This window comes from Anabaena sp. PCC 7938, from assembly GCF_049315035.1.
GTDB lineage: Bacteria > Cyanobacteriota > Cyanobacteriia > Cyanobacteriales > Nostocaceae > Anabaena > Anabaena cylindrica.
Genome location: NZ_CP186034.1, coordinates 4,428,011 through 4,451,331 on the forward strand (window position 1 = coordinate 4,428,011; position 23,321 = coordinate 4,451,331).

The following is a 23,321-nucleotide window of genomic DNA, read 5'->3' on the forward strand; positions in this document are numbered from 1 at the left end:
ATGAATCACCCCTACTTCCATTCTGTTTTGCGTAAGTCCTGATCTAGTTTAGGCTGGTAATGGGTAATTGGTAATAAAACTTCTGTTTTCATCCTGTTCATCCTTTAATCCTGGACATCCTGATTCAGACAATGTGTCTAAATAAACCAAGAGTAGTTGATTTAATGCGATCGCCATCAAAAATTCTATCAGAAGTTTTTGCCACCTTACAATTAGCAGTTCCTTTGGGAGGCATTCAGCTTGCAGAGACGGCTGTTGGTTTTGTAAATACCGTCATGATGGGGTTTTTGGGCATTCAATCCCTGGCCGCTGGTGCTTTAGGTGTAATTACCTTTTATACCATAACTTTCATGTGTATGGGGGTTTTAGAAGGAGCCAGTCCCCTAGCAGCCGAAGCCTTTGGTGCCGGCAACACAAAGCGCATTCGCCAACTTTTAGCTCAAGGACTTTGGCTGGTACTTGCCCTCTCTTTACCAATGATGTTGCTAACGTGGCATCTGGACTATATTTTAATGCTATCGGGTCAACAAGAAAATACAGTAGCCCTAGCCAGTCATTATTTAAGAGCCATTGTTTGGGGTTTTCCAGCAGTGTTGGGGTTCTTCATCTTCAAGGAAGTAGCCACTGCCCTCAATCGCCCCCAACTAATTAGTGCGATCGCTCTGACTAGCATTCCCCTAAATATTACCATCAACTACCTTCTACTTTTTGGTAAGCTAGGTTTGCCATCTCTAGGATTAGCGGGAATTGGTTGGGCCAGTACATTTGTCTTGTGGGTAAATTGCCTAGCAGCAGCAGCCATACTTGGTTTCCATCCTTGGTTTAGAGAATACAAACTGTTTGCCTCCCTAAAGTTTGATAGAGAACTGTTTGCTAAACTTTGGGAAAACGGCTGGCCTATTGGTTTGCAATTCGCAGCCTCCATGTTGTTATTTACCCTGATTGCCTTGTTCAGTGGCTATATGGGAACAACACTACTGGCCGCAAATGAAATTGTCGTGCAAACTATAGAAGTCTCTCTAATTGTCCCAATAGCGACTTCTTACGCTGCCATGACGCGAGTTGGACAGATGCTTGGTCAAAATGACTTTATTGGTGCAAAAAGGTCAGGATTTGCAGCTATTACTATCGGTATTGCCGCAATGAGCATGATCACCATTGCTTTATGGCTATTTCCAGAGCAAATTGCCGGCATATATTTAGATGCAAGTCATCCAGATAACACAATAGCAATTAAATCTGCAATCCCCCTACTGAGAATTGCCGCACTTTTTTTAATAGCTTATGGACTTAATCTCATTGCTATGGGATTGTTGCAGGGAATTCAAGATATCCGCTTCCCTTTATTAATTAACATACTATTTCAGTGGTGTGTTGGCATAACAAGCGGCTACCTACTGTGCTTCTATCTCAATTGGGGAGGTATCGGCTTATGGTCAGGATTAACAATAGGAACTACACTAGCCACAGTGTTTTTAATCTATCGTTTTTACCTTTTAACTTCTGAGATTATCCAATCTAAAGAAAATGAGGAAGGGTGTAAATCCGCAGATGATGATCAAACTCCTGTATTGCAATCAGTTTCTTAAGAGACTTCCAATTAAAAAAATATCTTAATATTTCTTGTGGTGCGGGCCGAAAAGCCCGCTAATAATACAAGGACGGGCAAGATGCCTATCCCACAAGATTAGATCATCTTTTTTGTGTATTTCTCTAATCGTTTTTAGCAGAGATAGTAACTGAATCTTGGATTTCTTGAGCAAAGTTGCGTCCAACAATCTCTCCCAAAAACTTTAGTTCTTCTTGTAACAGAATATAGCCTAGCTGTCCGCAATCAGCAGGTTTGCCACAAAACGCTTTTGTGAAGTAACCATCAAAATCCGGCAAATGCCACGGTTCAGTTTCAGAACTGGGTAAAAGTATTTCGGGTTGATTCTCTCCTGGTGCAATCAGAATTGGAAAAATCCAACAAGTGAAGGGTTTATAATACCAGCGATGTAACCCTTTTGCTTCTGCTAACAATTGCAATCCACAGCGTCCATCATCAACAGTAAAAACACAGACTGTATTTTTGAAATGCTGGGGATAATCTTTAACAAGATTTGAAAAAGGTTTTTCTTTTACTGCTGTTTTCTTAATCGAACATATACCTTCCCATTCCTTATTCTCAACTGTAAATTTTTCATACTCTTTATCATCAATAATTACTTCTGCTGGTAAATCAAGACCGATAGCTTTAAAAAAATCTGCTTCTTCTTCAACAACTCTTTGAATAACTTCAGCAGTTTCTTGATTGACATTAACTCCATTATAACAACACATACCATGACAGCTAGACAAGGAACAATGCTGACGATGCTGCTGAAATGAATCAATGTCAAGAGTGGACTGACTAAGTTCATCTTTGCAAGTTTTCTCTGTTTGGGGGTAAGCCGTAAAATTCAAAAATTTTTCTGTCATATTATTATTGGACATTATAATTTAGTTCCATTAATTTCTTTGAGTTTACAATTAAAGTTTCATCACCTTAAATACCTCTGAAATATTGTAATTATATTTGATAATTAGAGTTGCAAATAATCAAAATATACCAGATTTCAGCTTCAAGATTTAACTAGTTCCGTGGGTTTAAGTCCCCCGGTTCTATAATCGGCAAGTTTTGTGTTGGGGTTAAATCCCCATTACGAATTACAAATTACGAATTATTTTAATCTGGTTTGCCAGGTAAATCAAAACAATGAATATCTTCAACTTCATTTAAAAGATTGATTAATTCTTTAGCTGACTGTAATAAGGCTTCTTTAGCAGATAAACCAATAATTTTCTCTTGCTCATTAATTTGTAGTGATGCTTCTTCTGCTAATTCCAAGTACTTGTAATCTAAGGTTAATTCATCTCCACAATGGATATCATGCAGAGCAAAAAAGAAACCAAGACATGACAAAAGGTTAGGATTATTGGCATGATTAATATAATCTGCTTTGTCTGGGTTTTGACTACAGCATAAAAAGTAATGACCACCCCATCTCATTCCAGCATTTAGAGGGAAGTTATCACTTTTTTTCAACTCTTCTCGATACGGTTCTTCCAGAATAACTCTGTCGATAGTAGAACCAGTTATGGGAAGGAAAATCACACTTCCTTTGGGAGCAAAATCTAAGCTAAATAATCCTTTTCCTGCATTGGGAATATTAGATTTTTTAACTTCTGTTTTAATGCATAACACAGCCTATCCTCCTTGATTAACTTATCTAAATCATTACCTCAACTAAAGTATCTGGTTTTAGCATCTTCAGATGCCAGTCAGATATTTTCTCACCGGGTATTAAGACAGGAACGCATGGAGGAATTATTTTGATGCTGTTGCAGCTAACCATTCCCTTTGCTTCTTCTAGATAAAGTGTCTTTCGTTGCTGTGCCAAAAAAGCCTCTCTTGGTAAACAACCCATAACCGGAGTGCGAACCAAAAGACGATCATCAAAAAACTGTCTTTCTTCTTTAGCAGCAAGAGTTTTGTAAACGTCTGCAAGGACTTGGGCTACATAGACAAAATCATCATCAGTATTTTGAAATGAGAAAATTAGTAATACCCCTTTTTGATTTAAGTATTCATAGTCAACGCTACGTTCAAACAAAAGTTTACCAATTTCTTCACCCGTAGTGCGATCGCTATAAAGAAATATTTTGAGAGGATCACTAACCTGGGAATCATAGGTTAAGGCATTTCCCCAACTATCCAGCAGACATCGTAAGTTATCACAATTGCGGGCAGCTTTTTGGAAAATAGATTTTCTTTCATCTCCAAAAGCGAGCCGAATAGCTTCTTCTATACTCAATAGCAACAAGTTACTCCGAGATGTTGTTTCCAACAGCGACAGGGCTGTAAGTACTTCTGCTTCCGTGATTGTTGAAGTTTCAGGTAAATGAAGTAAGGCTGTTTGCACCAAACTACCCACAAACTTGTGAAGGCTATGCACAACCAAATCAGATTCTTGAGACAGCGCTGATAACTTCTCCTCCTCTAAAAAAGGAAAATGAGTACCATGTGCTTCGTCGATGATGAACTCAATATTTTGACTACGACAGTATTTTGCAATTTTCCCCAAGTCAGTCGTGATGCCATCATAGCTGGGATGTGTTAAAAAAAGTGCAGTAACTTCTCCTGCCCTTGTTTCTAATGCTTGAATAACTTCTGCATCTGTTGGCATTAACGAACGTGATGGAATAAAGAATGGTTCTATTCCAGAAAGAATAAATCCATTAATGATTGACAGATGACTATTGAGACCAATGGCAATTTTTTGGTGTCTTCTTGCTAGAATTGCACAAGCAATTAAAATCCCTTGGGTGGCTCCTCCAGTCAGGAAAAAGGTACGCTTAGTTTTATATAATCCAGAAATATAGTTTTCTACATTGTCAAACTTGTCACGGTTAAAGAAAGGCAAATCATAAGCGTAGATGCGATCGTCAAAATATTCAGATACTCCTCTAACCCCTTGATGTGCAGGAGTGTGGAGTCTAACTTTTATATCTGGGTAATGAGATGTAATCATCTGATAAGTAGACAATTTGCCATCCATATCGCTTGCTTTAGGTTCCATAAGCCTGCTGTTTGACCTTTAATTTACTCAGTTTAAGAGCATCCCAAAATTATAAAAATCCTGTTTAGTTAAGCCAGTCTAATTTTGCTATTCTCCACAGGAATAAATTTACCAAAATGGAATGCTCTTTTTCCTTCGTTTTGAGTTTTGCTGACAACTGTGAGCAGTAACTGAACAAATTCGATATTAAAGAAAAATTGGCTCTATTGGGGGCATAGGACGTGTTGTGGCCTCAGGGGCAATTCCATGCCGTAAAGCCAGGAGTAACCCAGAAGCTTCCATGTAACTATTCACGTAGTAAATTTTTCTCTGTTCATGGTCAATTCCCAGAATAGAAGGAGTTACTTCATACTGAGTGTAATTATCCCGAACCAGAATAACTGGAATATTTTGCTCAAGAGAGGCAAAGAAGGGAATATTGCCTACCGAACTCTCTGGCATCACCACTGCTGAGACATTTTCTACAGAAATTCCCTGACATCCTGATGGCAATGAAGTATCAAATTTTGCTAGACGTGGGGAGCGGGTTAATCCTTTCAAAGTCGAACAGAGAAATGAACTAGAAATTAACTCTGCACCATCTCGTGGGTCTCCAAGAGTCCCAAACATGGTATGAGCTTCATCTAAAAGTAGTGGTGAATGGGCAGCAGTAAAAGGATAAAAATTCGTCGTCATGTGGGTAAGAATTGCCTCTGCTCCTCCCCAAGGATTTGGTATAGATTCTTTGTTGTAATACTGCTGTCGAACTTCATCCTCAACTAAGAGAGTGGTGGAAAAAGCAACAGCATTGGTGTCTGTCTGAGCAACAATATCTAAGGCTTTCATCAACTCGTCAATGCCCTCAAATTCTCCAGAGGCATGACCATAGGGGGAATAAGTACATTTGGTGCTTACTTGTCCACCTGTTACTACTACAGGATCAATATTGATTCCTCCAACAGTTCTCAAAGCATTGAGAGCATTAAGAATATTGTTCAAAAATTTCTCTTGGGTTTTCTCAATAATCACACCAATTTTGGTGCGAGTTTCTGGAATTAGAGTGGTATGTCCCAACAAAAGATGGCAAATTAAATTTCCTTCTAGGTAAAGAACATTGTCACTAGCGTAATAGAGGTCAGAAGCTGTAACCGAATTGGGATTAACAACTAAATAATCACAAGCTTTGGCTAAAAGATTCACACTTGGGGTAGCATCACCAGCAAAACCTCCTATTTCTGCCCGGACTCCTGTGGGGATAATGCTGACAGCGACAAAAGGTTTAGCTGAAGATATTTGACGAGGACGAATATTTAATAAGGAAGGCCAGACAGGTTTTCTATCTGTTTCCAAAAAACTGCTTTCAAATACTAACTTATTTTCTCGAACTGCCGTTAATATCAACCTGATTGGTGTTCCTGGTAGTCCTAGCTCTCCAATTCGATGAGCAATTTCACTCCAAGTTAGTTGCTTAGGAGAACATTCGATTTCAAAATCTTTGGTAATAACTTGGGACACAGTTTCAACCACATTACTAGCTCCAGACTCCACTTATACACGAAATTGAACATTGATAACAAAGATTAAAAAAATTTTAAGTATTTATATGGCTGTAAGTTTATATAATTACAGCAGAATTCAGGAGTCAGGGGTAAAACTGGCTTCATGTATAGGTTTCAATTTAGATTTTGTACCTCCTAACTACGCAAACCGCCATATTTAATTGATACTATTTCTCAATAAGTTTCCATAAAAAATCCCCTGTCAAAGTATCAACTAGGCAGGGGGGTTTCAATTAGAGTAAGCCACAAAATAAATGATCCTGTTTTGTCATGCTGAGTGTAGCAAAGCGAAACGAAGCATCTCGGAGGATTCTTCACTACACTTCGTTCCGTTCAGAATGACATTGGGCATTTCTTTTTGTGGAGTTCTCTTAGCTAACTACTGCTTCTGCTTTTGCCTTCACTGGTACATAAGGTTTTTCTGCACCTTGGGCTAAATATGCGGCTAATTGGCTTTCTATTTCATCACGCACAATTTGCCGATATTCCATAATAATGCTCAATGTGAGCGCAGGTAGAAACGTACTGTTCGATAACTTTGGGGTTATGCTTGAGAATGCTAAAGAAGTGATGCCAGAATTTCCAGCGGGTTTCTCTTTTAAAACCTTGTCGCCAAATCACAATTAGCAATGCTCTGATAACTACCCATTCTGGGGTTTTAGCTGGTGCTGTCCATTTGGGAGAACCCAACATCAGGAAACAACGATAGGTGCGATCTAAATATGCGACAGGATCATATAAAGCACAGAAAGCTTCGACATATTCCCTCGCAAGTTCTTCCAGGGGACGGGTGGGAATGAAGTTCATCAACGTGGTTTGGTTGATGTTCCCGTCTTTATTTTCCCTCAGTCTGCCTTCTTTTGTGAGACGATGCCACAGCGCGGTGTTGGGTAGTGCCTGTAACATGGCAAAGGTGGTGGAAGGGATAGCGGCTAGTTCTGCGAATCTGACGATGCGATCGCCTGCACCAGCTTTTTCACCATCAAAACCAATAATAAACCCAGCCATTGGCCGCAGTCCAGTTCTAATGATTGTTTCTACAGACTCAGTTAAAGAACTGCGAGTATTTTGGAATTTCTTCGTGAGTTGTAAGCTATCTTCATCAGGGGTTTCAATACCCAAAAATACAGCTTTAAATCCACAATCAACCATCAACTCCATCATTTCTTGGTCTTGTGCCAAGTCGATAGAAGCTTCTGTATCAAAATTGAAAGGATATTGATGTTCTGCCATCCAGACTTTTAACTCTTTTAGCAACAATTTGACATTGCGTTTGTTGCCAATAAAGTTATCATCTACCATAAACACACCACGTCGCCAACCCAACTCATAGAGATAATCTAATTCTGCTAAAAGTTGTGCAGGTGTCTTGGTACGGGGTTTGCGTCCATATAATACAATGATGTCGCAAAATTCGCACTGGAAGGGACAACCCCGCGAAAACTGCACAGACATCATATCATAGGCATTAAATTCTAATAAATCAAAGCGGGGAATAGGTGTACCAGTGACATCAGGTTTCTCTGTAGCGCGGAAAACGCCAGATTTTTCACCTTTCTGCACCGCTTCCACAAACATGGGTAAAGTCAGTTCCCCTTCATCGAGAATCAGGAAATCTGCTCCTGCTGCTTCGACTTCATGGGGTGTAGAGGTAGGATAGGGGCCACCTAGCGCCACAAGCTTACCACGCTGTTTTGCTTCTCGAATTTGATCCAGTAAATCTTGTTTTTGGACAATCATGGCAGAAAAAATGACAATATCTGCCCATGCCCATTCTTCTTCGGTTGCAGCGCGAATGTTCCGATCTACAAGTTTAAATTCCCACTCTTGGGGTAAAATCGCCGCTACTGTGACTAAACCCAAAGGTGGTAACAGTACCTTGCGATCCACTAACGCTAGAATTTTCTCATAAGACCAAAAGGTTTTGGGAAATATTGGATAAACTAGCAAAACACGCATAGTATCACCCCTCACGATTTATTTGTGATCTAACTGTAACTAAATTTAGGATTAATTGACTTTTTTCTCAATTTGCTTGCTGTGTGTGAGAATGGGGGAATTGTCAGAATCAGGATGTCCAGGATTTAAGGATGAACAGGATGAAAACTGGGAACAATTAAAAAATACAAATAGTTTTGAGCTTATTCTACTCATGCAGTCTGGTCAATTAGCATCTACTCTAAGCGTTACAATTTACAAAGCACCACAAAAAGGTAAAGGTCAAAAATTATTACAGGAAGGTTTTCAAGTCGCTGATTTTCCCTATAATCCTCCCTACCTTGATGGAAGTTGCTACTTTGCAGGATCTAATGACAGAAGCATTGCTGAGGAGTTCAATGAGAGCTATCAAGAGGGGATTCTTGAGGTATATATTGATCAGGCAAGCTACGAACAGTATTTCAAATCTCTTGAATATCGTTATGATGAAAAAGATGGTTATGAGCGAATAGAGGTGGTTGTTCCTCAACGTTTGTTTCCCATCCTTAACCAATTTCCACGAGTCCTGAAATCACGGTGAATATTATGGATATTACAAGTTGGGAAAATATTAAATCTAAGTATAAGCTAGGTCAGTTTGTTCTGGGAAAAGTAGAATTTCATACACCTTTTGGCGTTTTTGTCAATATTGATGAGTCTCTGGTTAAGGGGTTGATCAAAATCCCTGACTTTTTAGATGAAGGGGGGATGAGTCCAGAAATGTATCCAGAAATTGGTACAACTATAGGCGCGGTTGTGGTTGGATATAACGAGAGTAATTGCCGCGAGGTGTATTTAAGTGCAAAACCTAGTGTACTGCATAAAGCTCTTGTACCCCTGAATATTCCTGCTTTAGCTGGTTAGAACAAATTGACTTTTTTATCAATTTGTTTGCTGTATGTGAGAATAGACAAAGAATTTTTATAGTTCAGGAGTCCCACAGTGCTGGCTCAATTAGATCGCATTACTGTTAATCCTAATGTTTGCCTTGGACAACCAACAATTCGGGGAATGCGGATTACTGTGGGCTTTGTCTTGAAATTGCTGGCCAGTAACCTTTCGGTTCAGGAAGTTTTAGCAGCTTATCCAGAATTAGAGGATGAAGATATCCGACAGGCGCTTAACTACGCTGCTTGGACAGTTTCAGATAAAATTGTGAGTATTCCTTCGGCATGAATAACCTTCGCTTTCTTGCTGATGTGCATATTTCCCCTCTAACAGTTGCAGCTTTAAAATTGAAGGGCTATGACATTTTGCAGAGTACAGATTTGCTCCCTAACACTGCGGCTGATGTAGATATTTTGGGACTTGCAAGAGTCGAAGGTCGAATTATTATCACCCAAGACCTAAATTTTTTAATGTTGATAACTATGAATCTAATTTAGCTACTTCGCTCTTCTGTATTTTCGTCAAGAATAAAATCTATAGTTTCTCGTATTTCAGGTAATGCATTTATAACCTTGATTTTTTTGTAAGCAAGCATTCCAAGCCTAGTGATAGGAGTTGCGAGTAAAGCACTTAAAAAACTATGTGGTGCTGCTTGAACATCGGAAAAGTCAAGGGTTATTTGATCTCCATTTTGAACCCTCTCTATGATTCGAGAATCTCGAAATCTTTTTGCTGCTTCCTTGTCTTCTGCATAAACACCAAAGTAGTTTCTAATATGAATATAAAAATTCCCTTCTTGTTCAGCTTTAGATTTAATATCTACTTCCTGTCTTGCTTTTTCCCTCAGTTCTTGCATCATACTGTGTAGCTCAAATTTATTTTCCGCACCAAGCTTGACCTCTCCATGAACAAAAGTTCCAGGCCATTTATACCGTAATTCTTTAGATGTTGTGTCTCTTGGAGAAACATGAAGCAATCCATGTCCTGAAACTATATATAGATTAGCTTTAAGTTTTCTCATAATATTGGATGAGATATATAGTCCAATACCAGCATTATCCTTACTGCTATATGCAGATACTCGACCAAAAGTTCCTGAAACTTGAGGTTCAATTGCACGACGAATAGCTTCACTATCAGTCGCAAAACCAGGATATGCCTGTTCCAAATGTCGTTTAATTCCAATTCCAAGATCAGCCGCAATAAAACTTAACTCATCCTTGCCTTGATACCAATTAAACTGAATAATTGATGGGAGAGTCATAGAAGTACCATTTGACAATATTCTGCTAGAGATTCCATGTTCAATAGTATTATACATAAGTTCAGATAAGACATAGCGTAGGGTTTTCTCATACTCTATATTAAAATTTTTTGTATATGCTTCTGATTTTTCAAGAGCTACTTTGAAATCTTGAGTGTTACGAATAGCTATTAAAGGTTTATATACATCTCCAACAAAGTTTTGCTCATGACGGAAAAGGACTTGACTCCATCCCCTTGCTCCCATTAATCGCCACATCTTTTCACTACTGCTGCTATGTTTGATATTGACATGGCAATTTTGTGTTTTTAATTGCCAAATGTAGAGAACAAAAAGGGATAAAGCCTGATAGTTAAGGCTTGTACTGTTAGATATATCTATGGTTACATCTACATCTTCAAATGACCAATCAAAAACTGAAAGGACACGATCAAAATTAATAATTCCATAATCTCGAAATGAGAAGTAATTTGGTACTTTGATAACAGGCATCTTGCTATATAGTATCTTTTTCAGAAAAAGGTGATTATTTAGATATATTATAATTCGGGTTAAAGCAAAGTGTGGTAAATTTATCACTTTACGGAAAAGTAATATGGCATAAGCATTTAGTGCGATCGCCCCTCTTGTAGAGTTACATTTTATTAACCCACCGTTTTTATTTGCATGGGAGCGATGCCTGCGAAGAGGAAAGCGATACCTTCGGTAAGCTTCGCTAACGCATGAGATAAACTAGAGAAAACATCAGACTATCTGAGCAACTTTTTCTTATGTTTGCTGAAACTTCCTCACGCTATGTTACACGCAATCCTGAAATTTTAGGTGGAGAGCCAATTATAACAGGCACTCGTACATCTATCCGCGCTATTGTTGGTTTATGGCGATTGGGAATTATGCCAGAAGAAATCCTAAATCATTTACCGCATTTAACACTAGCACAAGTATTTGATGCCTTGAGTTTTTATCTAGATCATCAAGCAGAAATTAATGATTATATTGAACGAAATCAAGTACCTAATGAATTAGTACATCCTGCTGTGAAAGCTACACGCAAAGATCATCCCTTAGCTAAATTTGCAGGAATTTTAAGCGACGCAGAAGCAACAGAAATAAAACAATAAATTGCTGAATGTCGGCAGGTAGATACCAATTAGTGGTAAAATTAGTTTGTGTACTTTCCTATTTCATATATTCATACAATTAATAATTATGGATTGGCAATCTCGAATTATCATTGATCCAAACATCTTAGTCGGTAAACCTATTATCAAAGAAACACGACTAGCGGTAGAATTTATTATTGATCTTCTTGCCCAAGGCTGGAGTAATGAAGAAATTTTGCGTAATTATCCAGGTATTACTATTGAAGATATCCAAGCCTGTCTTGCCTATGCTAGTGCTTCCTTAAAATCTGAAAAAGTCTATGCTATTCCTGCATAAATCATGCGTTTTTTAGCTAATGAAAATTTCCCCCTGGATGCAGTTGAAGCTTTGAGAGAAAACGGACATGATGTAGCTTGGATTAGAATAGACTCACCAGGTATTTCTGAACCTCAAGTATTAAGTCGCGCCCAAGCAGAAAACCGTATTCTCTTAACCTTTGATAAATATTTTGGAGAACTGGCTTTTCGTTCACAGTTACCTGCTACAACTGGCATTATTTTATTTAGAATAAAAGCACCATCTGGCTCAATAGTAGCGGAAAAAGTCGTGAAAGTGATCGCATTGCGTGATGATTGGTATGGACATTTTAGCGTTGTGGAAGATGACAAAGTGAGAATGAGGAATCTTGAAAAATAAGGGGGATATAGCAAATGAAACAAATAACTTGAGAAACTCTTGCTGTCTATCCAGGGTTTTTTCAAGGTTATTGCTTTTCATCGCCCCATAAAATAACTCACCTTTAACCACAGAACAAACCGCAATATCCGCAATATTTGTTGATCCTAACCGCTGCCGAATTGCCAAAGACTTACCATTAAGATAACGAGCGCAAACATTAGTATCTAGCAAATAAATCATGCCGCTTCTTCTCTTTGGGGAAAATTATCCTCATCATCAATAACAATAGGATCATCTTGACAACTACCATAAGTTTGTTCAAAAAAACCAGGAGGTCAGCCTAATTCCTATGGTGATTTTTGCTGAGATTTATCTTTTGTGGATATATCATATTTTTGTGATTTAAATTGTAAAAATTAAATAAAATTTAAAACCTCCTCCTGTTGTTGAGGCGTTAGATTTTGTACTTTTTCTAAAATAGATTTTTGCCTTTCTACTGCTTGAGTCATAATTAACAATTATCCTTTTCTAAATTTACAACTATTGTAGTTTGGGTGGATGTAAGGAAACCCCGCACTGTTTCAGTCTGCCTTAAAATAGTAAAAGCTTCATTGGCTCGTGTTAGACTCAATAGCTCGATCTTAGACGGAAAGATCATCCTCTAGCCAAATTTGCAGGAATTTTAAGTGATGTAGAAGCAGCAGAAATAAAACAATCAATTGCTGAATGTCGGCAGGTGCATAAAAATGAGTGGTGAAATGGCTTTAGATACTGATGCCTGCGATGAGGGAAGCGATCGCACATACCAATAATACCAATAATCATTTTTCCCTTAAAATTGACGAATTAAATCTTTTGCAAATTTCAATAAAAACGTGGCGCAGTACGATCGCTTCTCTTGTAAACTTACACTTCATTAACCCAGCATTTTTACCTCCCTGGGAGCGATCGCATTTCCATAGTCAGTTTATTCAACTTCTGGCTGAGTATATTAAGTTAGGTAAAGCTGTGGGCGCTGCTTTTGACCCATGCTGATCAAGGGGATTCTGAGAATGATAAGCTAAACAGTGACATAAAAAAGTGACTTAGGATGAAGTGTTAAATGGGTGTTTCCTCAACGGCTCCTCTCCTCCTCCGGGCTGCACGTGGTGAAGTAGTAGATCGTCCCCCCGTATGGATGATGCGACAAGCGGGGCGCTATATGAAAGCATATCGGGATTTGCGAGAAAAATATCCTTCATTCCGCGATCGCTCAGAAATTCCAGAAGTAGCGATTGAAGTTTCCCTCCAACCTTGGAGAGCTTTCCAACCCGATGGAGTTATTTTATTTTCCGATATTGTCACTCCCCTCCCAGGAATGGGGATTGAAATGGATATTGCGGAAGGTAAAGGCCCAATTATTCACTCGCCCATTCGCACTCAACAACAAGTTGATCAACTGCGTCCTCTAGAACCAGAAATATCCCTGCCATTTATCAAAACGATTTTGCAGGCATTACGGCAGGAAGTAGGCAATCAATCAACGGTGTTAGGCTTTGTGGGCGCACCTTGGACATTAGCCGCTTATGTGGTGGAAGGCAAAGGTTCTAAAACCTATTCCATCATTAAAAACATGGCATTTAGCGACCCAACGATGCTACATCAGTTTTTGGAAAAATTAGCTGATGCGATCGCAATCTATGTCCGCTACCAAATTGACTGCGGCGCTCAAGTTGTGCAAATGTTCGATTCTTGGGCAGGACAACTCAGCCCCCAAGATTATGACACCTTTGCCCTACCTTATCAAAAAATGGTGTTCGAGAAAGTCAAAGCAACTCACCCTGATACACCCTTAATTTTGTTAGTTAGTGGTAGCGCAGGTATTCTCGAACGCATGGCACAATCCGGGGCGGATATCGTTACTGTTGATTGGGCTGTGGATATGGCAGATGCACGGGCTAGATTAGGTAAACACGTCAAAGTTCAAGGAAACCTTGATCCTGGTGTGTTATTTGGTTCAAAAGAGTTCATCCGCGATCGCATTCTGGACACCGTTCGCAAAGCCGGGAACTGGGGACACATCCTCAATCTTGGTCATGGTGTACTACCAGCCACACCAGAAGAAAACGTCGCTTTCTTCTTTGAAACTGCAAAAAAACTGAATGCTTTGGTGTAATTCTTTTGGGTGGGCAAATGCCCACCTAAGGGACTTCCAAATAAAAAAATGTACAAAAATTTCTTTTCTGGTGTTCCCTAAGAGAACTCCACAAAAAGAAATGCCCAATGTCATTCTGAACGGAACGAAGTGTAGTGAAGAATCCTCCGAGATGCTAGAGCCTCCGGCACGCTAACGCGAACGTTTCGCTTTGCTACACTCAGCATGACAAAACAGGATCATTTATTTTCTGGTGTTCCCTAATTAATTAACACAGCACTTCAACCTCGCTTTTTTCCTTTTTGCCAACTTTGACTATTCGGCTTTTTATTAAACTCTCCATCAGGAAAAAGTCGCGGTTCTAATTCTTCATAACTACCTTCAAAATCACAACTTCCATAAAGTGGACATTGACGACAATAAACGCTTTTCGTATAACGTTCTAAATTTTCGCGGTTGAAAAAATAAGGTTTGTGGCTAAAGGTACTCGCTACCCACTGCCATGACATATTATTACTTGCTGGGTCGCCATCAAGCAAGTGTTGCAAAAACCATTTTGCACCTGCTTGCCATTGAATATGTCGCCAATGAATCACATAAGCTGCTAACCACATTCTAATATGGTTGTGCAGATAACCAGTTTCTCGCAATTCTCGGCTAAAGCTATCAATACAAACTAGTCCTGTTGTACCTTCCGTAATGTCTGAGGGTAACTCTGCTGCATAGTTTGCTAGTTTGTATCCAGTTTTGTATTCTTCTTGATCCTGCCAAATACCATTCCCCAGCTTTACATATAACCTTTGCCAATAGTCACGCCAACCTAACTCGGTAATTAATTTAGTCGCTTCATCTAAATTCTGGACATGATCAAGGATATAATCTCGAATTTCTCGCAAACTCAAAACGCCATAACGAATGTAAGGAGATAGTTTAGTAACATCACCTGTTAGAAAATTACGTGTTTTTCCGTAAGCATCTGGATTGACTTTATGTAATACTTGTTCGGCTGCTTTTCTTCCTCCTACAGTAATACTAATGTGATCATCTCGTTCTGTAGCTGTGGGGAATTGTTCGCGGAGGTAAGCTATTAATTCTTCTCGATTAGTAAAATCACGTAACATAGTTTTATTGATTTAGGGAATTCCAATTAAAAAAATACCCAAAAGTTTCTTAAAGTTTCTTGTGGTGCGGGCATCTTGCTTGCAAATTATCAAGGACGGGCAGGATGGCCATCGCACAAAATTGGGGAATCTATTTTTTGGTGATCCCTTAAACTTAATTTTAGTAACCAATGATTCCTTTAGGAGTAGATTATGACAAAATACACATCTTTAACTGAACAAAAAGGTTACTATCGCTATCACCCCAATGGGTTAGAACAAAAGGGATATGCACGCTTATTTCCCTATGTTGGGGAAGATGGCGCTATACGCTACATTTTAACTAAATTATATCAAAATCTTTTAGAACAAGGAAAACTTTCACAACCTTGGACTTTATTGTTGACCCAGCTAGAAAATAAAATTGCAGATTTAGATGAAAGTTGGGTAAATATCTCAACTTTGTTGGTGGACTGTAAAGTTTTTCAATCAGGATGGTTTAATTTCGATTTACCACCCAATGAACAATTTAATAATAGTTATATTCGGGAAAGAAAGAAGTTAGTAGAAAGGCTTTTAGCTGCCAATAAAGCAGTCGAAGCAGTAGATAAAAATCTACCTCCACTCAAAAGAAATGCAGAACAAAGAAAGTTATTTTTTCAAGCTTTAGCAAAGTATGGTGTTAAGCCTCCTATCATGAGTATGATTCATGAGCGAGATGGGGGGTTGAGCGATCGCGAATTTGTTCGTCAAAGAGTAGCTGGTGCAAACCCCACAGTGCTAAGACGAGTGCAAACAAATGACCAAAATTTTCTCCAAGCTTTGGCTACTCAACCTTATAAATTAGCGAATAATGGGACAATAGATTTAATTAAGTCTGCCAGTGAAAACCGTCTATTTATCGCTGATTATCCACTACTGAGAAATTTAAAAGTTACGGATTTACAACCTGGTAAATATGTGGGTAGTCCGACAGCTTTATTTTACCGTACAGATAAAGGTTTAGAACCTATATTAATTGAAGTGCAAAAAGGTAGAGTTATAACTCCAGGAATTACTGGAGAAGCAGCAGATGATTGGATGAAAGCAAAATTATATTTTCAAACTGCGGATGCTACCCATCATGAATTGATTGCTCATTTGAGTTATACTCATTTAGCAATGGAAGCATTAGCCATTGCCACCCCCAGACAGTTAGCAAGTAATCACCCAGTTTATCAATTATTATCTCCCCATTTTCAGTTTTTAATTGCCATCAATAATCGGGGTAATAACGTACTCTTAGCAGCAGGATCAGCAATTGAGAATTTAATGGCTCCCACCTTAGAAGCATCTTCTAAATTGATGAATCAGGCTTATCGAGAGAAGTCTTTTTGGTATTATTCCCTGTTGAATGACATCGAAGTGCGGGGAATTGAACCGAAGTTATTACCAGATTTTCCTTACCGAGACGATGCTTTGTTATTATGGGAAGCGATCGCTAAATATACCACTCGTTATTTACAGCGTTACTATCCAGACGATAAAGCAGTACAACAAGACCCCTATTTACAAGCTTGGGCTGATGAATTAAGCGCACCTTTAAACACCCGTCCCAAATCAGACTTTCCCCAAGCACCTGCATGGTTCCCCAAAGAATTAGTCACAGAATCAGGAATAGAACCCCAAGAATTACCTTCCTATCCCCGTGTACCTGGGTTTACAAAAATTGGTAGTTTGCAACAACTAATCGACATAGCCACTATCACCATCTTTACCTGTGGACCTCAACACGCAGCCGTAAACTTTAGCCAATTCGATTACTTTGGCTACGTTCCCAATGCACCCTTTGCAAACTATAACCGACCAGATACACCAACCAGTTTAGAGGAATTTTTGCCCTCAACAGATAAAGATTTAGAGCAGATGCGGTTAACTTCTGCATTAAGTGGAATTTTTTGGGGTAAGTTGGGAAGTTCTAATTTAATTCAGTTTGCAGATAAAATCGACAAACAAATACTCGCTCAATTTCAAACCGACTTATTAGAGATTGAAGCCAAAATCAAAGCCCGAAATCAGCAGCGTTTAACGGAAAGCGGTGTTGAATATTCCTATCTTTTGCCTTCTCGCATTCCCAATAGTATCAATATTTGAAGAAATCAAAACACCTGTAGCAGTCGTCAATGCAAAGCCTGTAGGGCGGGAAAACCCCGCCCTGATGGTCAGGAGCGCTTTGAGAAGCTTATTCCCTTTTTAATTGGACTTCCAAATAAAAAAATGTACAAAAAGTTCTTGTGGTGCGGGCAAGATGCCCGCAAATTATCAAGGACGGGCAGGATGCCCATCCCACAAGATTGGATAATTTATTTTACTGGTGTTCCCTAAGGTGGAAATCTCGATACAACCGTAGACTTTGCAAACATCCTCAAAGATTTTTATGCGATCGCTTGTAGCTCAAATTTGACAACGATATCGTTAAAATCTCCATCACCACCATTTACTAAATCTTCAAAGCCAAAGGTGTTATCACCTAAAAGACGGACATGATCTGTCTGATCTGAATTAGCACCTAAGAAAGTAAAGTAAACGGCTGGATCATTACTTACATTGTTATCAAGAACAGCATCAGGTCTACTATTCACAATTAGAAACGGCACATAGATAGCACCTCCTTCTAAAGTGCCACTAAAATTTGCTGTTTGTCCATTAGTAACACTCAAACCAAGATTACTTAAGTGTTGATTAACCACTGCTTGAGTATAGCCAGATTGCCCAGGTAAGATATCAGCAGTACCATCACCGTCAATATCAATTCCACCATTTTCATCAGTCACTTTATAGAAACCAACATAGTTATCAAAGGCTGCTTCTCGATAGACTGTAAACTCAGCAGTCACCAAACCAGAAACATCTCGTAAATCAATGTTTTCTCCTTGTGAACGGTCTTGCAAACCTGTACCCAGAGGTAAAGGATTATCTGTAGCCTGAATCTTGACAACCAAGTCCTCGAATCCTTGAGGATTACCAGAACCATCCTCCCAAGCGAGAGAGAAATTATTATTACCTAAGTCTGTACTTTGGAGAGTTGAAGAACTAGGAAAAATTAAGTTGGAAATAGATGTGATTCCAGCTTTTACAGAATCAGTCGAACCATTTTTAACCACATAAAATCTTAAGTTATCATTGGGATCAAATCCTAATAACTTATTGATATTATTTGCATCAAACTGCTGAGGAATTTTGGAAATAGCCGAGAAAATTACCTTACTGTTCGCCAATGCTGCCTCAGCATATCCAACTTCTCCAGGGGCGATACCATTAATTGTTCCAGCTGCATCATCAACAGTAAATGCACCTAATTCATTGACAAGGCTAGAACTAAGTCCGGTGAGGGTAACTTCAAGTGTGGCTTTGCTATTGTTGGTTTGGATTTGAAAGACATCATCGCTAATTTTGACTAATTTAGTGGTAGAGGAACCGCCACTTGTAGGTCCTTCATTGATGTCATTAACATTGATAGTTAATTCCTTTTCATAGAAAAGTCCATCTTGGTCTGTAGTTTTAACTTTGATTAGATAACTTGACTTGGTTTCAAAATCTGGAGATTGGTTGATTTTCAGATTTTCGCCATCAATACTGAAAACACTATTATCAGGATAGTTATCATCATCAACTAAGCTGTATGTGAAAGTATCACCTGCATCTGAGTCAGTAGTGATAAATGTGCCAATTACTGTTTCAGAGGCAACATTTTCATCAATAGTGATTGCAGTTAATGCCAAATCTGTAGGTGCTACATTTGTGCCTGTTTCATTGATGTCATTAACATTGATAATCAATTCCTTCTCATAGGAAAGTCCATCTTGGTCTGTAGTTTTAACTTTGATTAAATAACTTGACTTGGTTTCAAAATCTGGAGATTGGGTAATTTTCAGATTCTCACCATCAATGCTGAAAGCACTATTATCAGGATAGTTATCATCATCAACTAGGCTGTATGTGAAAGTATCACCTGCATCTGAGTCAGTGGTGATAAATGTGCCAATTACTGTTTCAGAGGCAACATTTTCATCAATAGTGATTGCAGTTAATGCCAAATCTGTAGGTGCTACATTTGTGCCTGTTTCATTGATGTCATTAACATTGATAGTTAATTCCTTCTCATAGGAAAGTCCATCTTGATCTGTAGTTTTAACTTTGATTAAATAACTTGACTTGGTTTCAAAATCTGGAGATTGGTTGATTTTCAGATTTCCACCATCGATACTGAAAGCACCGTTGTCAGGATAGTTATCATCATCAATTAAGCTGTATGTGAAAGTATCACCTGCATCTGAGTCAGTGGTGATAAATGTACCAATTACTGTCTCAGAGGCAACATTTTCATCAATAGTGATTGCAGTTAATGCTAAATCTGTGGGTGCTGTATTATTCCCTTCGTCGTCAAGATCATTAACATTGATAGTTAACTCCTTCTCGTAGGAGAGTCCACCTTGGTCTGTTGTTTTGACCCGGATGTTGTAAACTGCCTTGCTTTCAAAGTCTGGGGATAACTTAATTTTCAGACTGCCGTTATCAATAACGAAAGCATCATTATCAGCATCCCCATTTCCAGCAACTAGGCTGTAGGAGAAAGTTTGAACTTTGACGTTGGGATCAGTGGTAGTAAATGTACCAATTACGGTTTCAGAGGCAACATTTTCATTAATACTATTGTTGCTTAATAGCAAATCTGTAGGGGCGCTATTGATGCCAAAAATTATGTAGCCTTCCCCAGATTGAGAAGAGGCAAAGGGGGCGCTGAGAATTAGGTCAGCAATGCCGTCACCATTTACATCTCCTGCACCACTAACTGAATTACCTAAGTTGTCAAATTCGGCAATGCCGTCGATGATAAAGCCGTTAGTACCATCAATATCGGTCAGGTTGATGGCAGAAGCAAAGCTACCATTTTTGCCAAATACTACATAGCTTTGACCAGAACTTTCACCATTGGGATCTGCATTGTTGGCGCTAACAATTAAATCGTCAATACCATCTCCGCTGATATCTCCCACACCACTGACAGACCAGCCTGAGTTGTCAAATTCGTTAATGCCGTTGATGACAAAGCCATTATTACCATTGAGGGTGGAGAGGTCAAAGATGGGATCAAAGTTTCCATTTTTGCCAAATACTACATAGCTTTGACCAGCATTCATGATGCCATTGGGGTCGGCATCATGTGCGCCGATAATTAAGTCATCAATGCCGTCATTGTTGATATCTCCAGCGCTGCTAACAGAGAAGCCTAATTTGTCACCTTCTTGGCCATTGATGATAAAGCCGTTAGTACCATCAATATCGGCCAGGTTGATGGCAGAATCAAAGCTACCATTTTTGCCAAATACTATGTAAGCTTGCCCGGAATTTGTACCATTTGGAGCAGCTTGGGGAGCGCCAATAATCAGATCATCAATGCCGTCGTTGTTGATGTCTCCCGCACTGCTGACGGATAAGCCTGAGTAGTCTTCTATGCTCTGTCCGTTAATGACAAAACCGTTACTGCCATTAAGACTGTTGAGGTTGAAACTGGAATCAAAGTTACTCGCACCAAATACTATGTAAGTCTGTCCCGGTTTGCCGTTGGAAGTGGTATAGGCATTGGGAGCGCCGATAATCAGGTCATCAATGCCGTCATTGTTGATATCGCCGGCACTACTGACTGAGTAGCCTAATTCGTCTTCTGCATTCAGACCGTTGATGACTAAGCCGTTGTTGCCAAGGTTGGAGAGATCAATGGTGGAATTGGAACTGAAACTGTTTTTGCCAAATACTACATAGCTGCTGCCAATGTTATTGTTGTTATTGGTGTCAGCAAAGGGAGCGCCGATAATTATATCGTCGATGCCGTCGCCATTCACGTCTCCTGCTGCACTAATAGAACGACCTGCTGCTTCGCTTTCAGTAGCACCGAGGATAGTAAAACCGTTGATCCCATTTAGGGTGGAGATGTCAATGGTAGGAGCAAAGCCGTTTTTGCTGCCAAATACTACGTAGCTTGCTCCAGCGTTCCCTTTTGCTTGGGGGTCGGCTTGGGGAGCGCCGATAATTATGTCATCAACACCGTCACCGTTAATATCTCCCGCACTGCTAACTGAGTAGCCTAAGTTGTCATCGTTTGTGTTGCCATTGATGAAGGTAAAGCCGTTTGTGCCATTAAGTGTGGAGATATCTACTTTTTCAGTCATAATTCTGTAGTATTTTTAGCTTTTTCAAGTTTTGATAAATTGCCGTTACTGCTTTGTAATCGGCTCGTCTTTGCTGTTAATCTGCGTGAAAAAATTTCTCTGTGCTGTAGTTGAGTAGCCAGAGTTGATATGAATTGGAGATGTCTAATAGGAAGGAGTTCACTCTGCGATTAATCTGCATGAGGAAATTCCTTACTTGAATGTAGGGGTTTTAAACCTCTTGTGCTGTCAGTCCTGTATAGCTACACTTAGAGCGGTAGCAGGGCGTTGAGCAGCGTACAATTAATTAGACGTTTTTACTCAGAGTTGCTATGGATAGAAAGTAGTCAGGGATAGGAATTAATCCCGCTGTTAATCTGCGTTAAGATTGCTCTCTGTACCGTGGTAAAGCAGTCAGAGCTTAATATTTATAGCAATGGGTATGAGGGAAATCCGGGTTAAACTCTATGCAAAATAAAACCTAGATTTTAATTCAATTACCCAAACTACGATCTGCTGTCAGCAGTAGCTATTAGCGATAACTATACCTAAGTTATGCTACGCTGACGGCCAGCTTTGCGATCGCACACTATGAAAATCCATGTCTATCTAGACCTGGGGTTTTTCCGATGACACCCGAACGACCCTACTAAAATGAATCTACCAAGATGCTGAAGTTTTTACTTATCTTTTAGGGGTTTAATTTTCTATTGATGGATAAGGTTTTCATTAAACGCCCAAGATAAATATAGCCTATATCCTCTACTATTAATTGTCAAGTTTCCATAAAGTTTAGACAAAGAATACTTAAAACGCTGAGTTTTCTTTTAATGACTATAGTTGTTGATTCCCACATATAAGGTCTGTTTGTCAAGATTGTGCCAGAAAAAAGATGATATTTTTTGACATTTGATTTATTTTAATTATGATGTGCTAGTAGAAAAACCATCACAATGTTCTCGGTATAACTGTTAACTTGTAGTCAAGATAGAAGCAAGAGTTTTATTAGAGACATAAGAAGATGTATTTCAACTTTTTTATAAGTTCGATTGCGGGAATTATTGTCACAGTATTACTGGCTTTTGGTGTTTTGCAGTGGTTTCATGTGTCCGCTGGTAGCTTTCTCGATTGGGTAATTGGTGGGGCGAGTTTTTGGTGGTTATTGGTAATTGTGACAGTTCCATGGAATGTCCATTTTCAGGCTAAAGAAGTTTTAGCCCAAGCAGCAGAATCAATAGAAAAAAACATTTCCGTAGATGAGAAACAAGTTAAGTATGTAAAAGTTTTAGCCAAGCGATCGCTCTTGATTGCAATTGGTTTACACTTAGTTTCAGCCTTTGCTCTGTATATCCTGGCTGTTACAGGTATTAGTACTGTCGGATATATTAGTTCTGGTGCAGCTGTATTATTAACTTTACTGCGTCCAGCTATCAGCGCCTACGAGTATTTGTATACTCGGTTGAGAATGATTCGTCAAGCATTTACCTATCCACGGGAAGATATTGTGGAATTGCGTCACCGTTTTGATGAAATAGAGCAAAAAATCAAATCTTTAGAAGAGCAACTTAACCCAGAACAGCCTTATTCTTTAGTAGCAAATAATCAACGGTTTTCGGAAGAGACACGCCGAGAATTAGCGCGGATTGTTGCTAGTTTAGAGGAAGTACGCGCTACAAACCAATCTGAACATGAACGTCTGTCTAGAGAAGCCAGAAATGCGATCGCACAACTTTCCACTGATGGGCAATTTCTTGATCATGTCCGTGAAATTATTAGATTTTTTAAATCAGCATGAATATAAATTAAATGATCACAAGTCAGGAGTCAGGAGTCAGGAGTCAGGAGTCAG

Annotated in this window: 19 protein-coding genes and 1 pseudogene; 12 read left to right on the forward strand and 8 right to left on the reverse strand. The window is 39.1% G+C overall.

What is annotated here, in order from left to right:
* Positions 1 to 131 precede the first annotated feature (131 nt).
* The gene (locus ACOWPH_RS20150) at positions 132 to 1,589 is read left to right on the forward strand and encodes an MATE family efflux transporter (protein ID WP_015217166.1); all 1,458 of its coding nucleotides are present in this window, start codon (positions 132 to 134) and stop codon (positions 1,587 to 1,589) included.
* Positions 1,590 to 1,713: 124 nt separating this feature from the next.
* Here ACOWPH_RS20150 and ACOWPH_RS20155 read toward each other — a convergent pair whose 3' ends face one another.
* The 5 genes and pseudogenes from ACOWPH_RS20155 to ACOWPH_RS20175 form a co-directional block, all read right to left on the reverse strand.
* Entirely contained in the window at positions 1,714 to 2,475 is a 762-nt protein-coding gene (locus ACOWPH_RS20155; protein WP_015217167.1) for a hypothetical protein, read from the reverse strand.
* A gap of 232 nt (positions 2,476 to 2,707) precedes the next feature.
* The gene (locus tag ACOWPH_RS20160) at positions 2,708 to 3,226 is read right to left on the reverse strand and encodes an SET domain-containing protein-lysine N-methyltransferase (protein ID WP_015217168.1); all 519 of its coding nucleotides are present in this window, start codon (positions 3,224 to 3,226) and stop codon (positions 2,708 to 2,710) included.
* Positions 3,227 to 3,251: 25 nt separating this feature from the next.
* On the reverse strand, positions 3,252 to 4,601 hold the full coding sequence (locus ACOWPH_RS20165; protein ID WP_015217169.1) for an aminotransferase class I/II-fold pyridoxal phosphate-dependent enzyme: 1,350 nt from the start codon (positions 4,599 to 4,601) through the stop codon (positions 3,252 to 3,254).
* Between the two features lie 186 nt (positions 4,602 to 4,787).
* Positions 4,788 to 6,107 (reverse strand): DUF3326 domain-containing protein, encoded by a 1,320-nt coding sequence (locus ACOWPH_RS20170; protein WP_244887716.1) that lies wholly within the window; start codon positions 6,105 to 6,107, stop codon positions 4,788 to 4,790.
* A gap of 403 nt (positions 6,108 to 6,510) precedes the next feature.
* Positions 6,511 to 8,098, reverse strand: a pseudogene (locus tag ACOWPH_RS20175) (B12-binding domain-containing radical SAM protein).
* 91 nt (positions 8,099 to 8,189) lie between these two features.
* On the opposite strand from ACOWPH_RS20175, the gene ACOWPH_RS20180 reads away from it, so the two are divergent.
* The 4 genes from ACOWPH_RS20180 to ACOWPH_RS20195 all read left to right on the forward strand — a co-directional run bounded on the left by ACOWPH_RS20180 (position 8,190) and on the right by ACOWPH_RS20195 (position 9,501).
* Positions 8,190 to 8,657: a hypothetical protein gene (locus ACOWPH_RS20180; RefSeq protein WP_015217172.1), complete on the forward strand. Its 468-nt coding sequence runs from the start codon at positions 8,190 to 8,192 to the stop codon at positions 8,655 to 8,657.
* Positions 8,658 to 8,662: 5 nt separating this feature from the next.
* The gene (locus ACOWPH_RS20185) at positions 8,663 to 8,980 is read left to right on the forward strand and encodes a S1 RNA-binding domain protein (protein WP_015217173.1); all 318 of its coding nucleotides are present in this window, start codon (positions 8,663 to 8,665) and stop codon (positions 8,978 to 8,980) included.
* 78 nt (positions 8,981 to 9,058) lie between these two features.
* Complete coding sequence (locus ACOWPH_RS20190; protein ID WP_015217174.1) at positions 9,059 to 9,292, forward strand: DUF433 domain-containing protein; 234 nt, start codon at positions 9,059 to 9,061, stop codon at positions 9,290 to 9,292.
* Positions 9,289 to 9,501, forward strand: coding sequence for a DUF5615 family PIN-like protein (locus tag ACOWPH_RS20195; RefSeq protein ID WP_015217175.1), 213 nt, complete (start codon positions 9,289 to 9,291; stop codon positions 9,499 to 9,501). The genes ACOWPH_RS20190 and ACOWPH_RS20195 overlap by 4 nt, the downstream gene beginning before the upstream one ends.
* Here ACOWPH_RS20195 and ACOWPH_RS20200 read toward each other — a convergent pair.
* On the reverse strand, positions 9,498 to 10,760 hold the full coding sequence (locus ACOWPH_RS20200; RefSeq protein ID WP_015217176.1) for an STAS-like domain-containing protein: 1,263 nt from the start codon (positions 10,758 to 10,760) through the stop codon (positions 9,498 to 9,500). The two genes, ACOWPH_RS20195 and ACOWPH_RS20200, sit on opposite strands and share 4 nt — an antisense overlap.
* A 278-nt stretch (positions 10,761 to 11,038) precedes the next feature.
* Here ACOWPH_RS20200 and ACOWPH_RS20205 point away from each other — a divergent pair, with 278 nt between their 5' ends.
* The 5 genes from ACOWPH_RS20205 to hemE all read left to right on the forward strand — a co-directional run bounded on the left by ACOWPH_RS20205 (position 11,039) and on the right by hemE (position 14,205).
* Positions 11,039 to 11,389 carry a DUF433 domain-containing protein gene (locus ACOWPH_RS20205; protein WP_015217177.1) on the forward strand — a complete coding sequence of 117 codons (351 nt, stop codon included), beginning with the start codon at positions 11,039 to 11,041 and terminating at the stop codon, positions 11,387 to 11,389.
* A gap of 88 nt (positions 11,390 to 11,477) precedes the next feature.
* Positions 11,478 to 11,708: a DUF433 domain-containing protein gene (locus tag ACOWPH_RS20210; RefSeq protein ID WP_015217178.1), complete on the forward strand. Its 231-nt coding sequence runs from the start codon at positions 11,478 to 11,480 to the stop codon at positions 11,706 to 11,708.
* A 3-nt stretch (positions 11,709 to 11,711) separates the two neighbouring features.
* Positions 11,712 to 12,068, forward strand: coding sequence for a DUF5615 family PIN-like protein (locus ACOWPH_RS20215; protein ID WP_015217179.1), 357 nt, complete (start codon positions 11,712 to 11,714; stop codon positions 12,066 to 12,068).
* A gap of 756 nt (positions 12,069 to 12,824) precedes the next feature.
* Positions 12,825 to 13,085 (forward strand): hypothetical protein, encoded by a 261-nt coding sequence (locus tag ACOWPH_RS20220; protein WP_015217181.1) that lies wholly within the window; start codon positions 12,825 to 12,827, stop codon positions 13,083 to 13,085.
* Positions 13,086 to 13,152: 67 nt separating this feature from the next.
* Complete coding sequence (hemE, locus tag ACOWPH_RS20225; protein ID WP_015217182.1) at positions 13,153 to 14,205, forward strand: uroporphyrinogen decarboxylase; 1,053 nt, start codon at positions 13,153 to 13,155, stop codon at positions 14,203 to 14,205.
* A gap of 260 nt (positions 14,206 to 14,465) precedes the next feature.
* Here the strand turns inward: hemE and ACOWPH_RS20230 are convergent, their stop codons facing one another.
* A complete protein-coding gene (locus tag ACOWPH_RS20230) occupies positions 14,466 to 15,305 on the reverse strand; it encodes an FAD-binding domain-containing protein (RefSeq protein WP_015217183.1) in 840 nt (279 codons plus the stop codon).
* Positions 15,306 to 15,497: 192 nt separating this feature from the next.
* On the opposite strand from ACOWPH_RS20230, the gene ACOWPH_RS20235 reads away from it, so the two are divergent.
* Positions 15,498 to 17,417, forward strand: a complete 1,920-nt coding sequence (locus ACOWPH_RS20235) for a lipoxygenase family protein (protein ID WP_015217184.1) — start codon at positions 15,498 to 15,500, stop codon at positions 17,415 to 17,417.
* A 281-nt stretch (positions 17,418 to 17,698) separates the two neighbouring features.
* Here the strand turns inward: ACOWPH_RS20235 and ACOWPH_RS20240 are convergent, their stop codons facing one another.
* Complete coding sequence (locus ACOWPH_RS20240; RefSeq protein ID WP_015217185.1) at positions 17,699 to 21,493, reverse strand: beta strand repeat-containing protein; 3,795 nt, start codon at positions 21,491 to 21,493, stop codon at positions 17,699 to 17,701.
* A 1,000-nt stretch (positions 21,494 to 22,493) separates the two neighbouring features.
* On the opposite strand from ACOWPH_RS20240, the gene ACOWPH_RS20245 reads away from it, so the two are divergent.
* Positions 22,494 to 23,267: a hypothetical protein gene (locus ACOWPH_RS20245; protein ID WP_015217186.1), complete on the forward strand. Its 774-nt coding sequence runs from the start codon at positions 22,494 to 22,496 to the stop codon at positions 23,265 to 23,267.
* Positions 23,268 to 23,321: the final 54 nt, after the last annotated feature.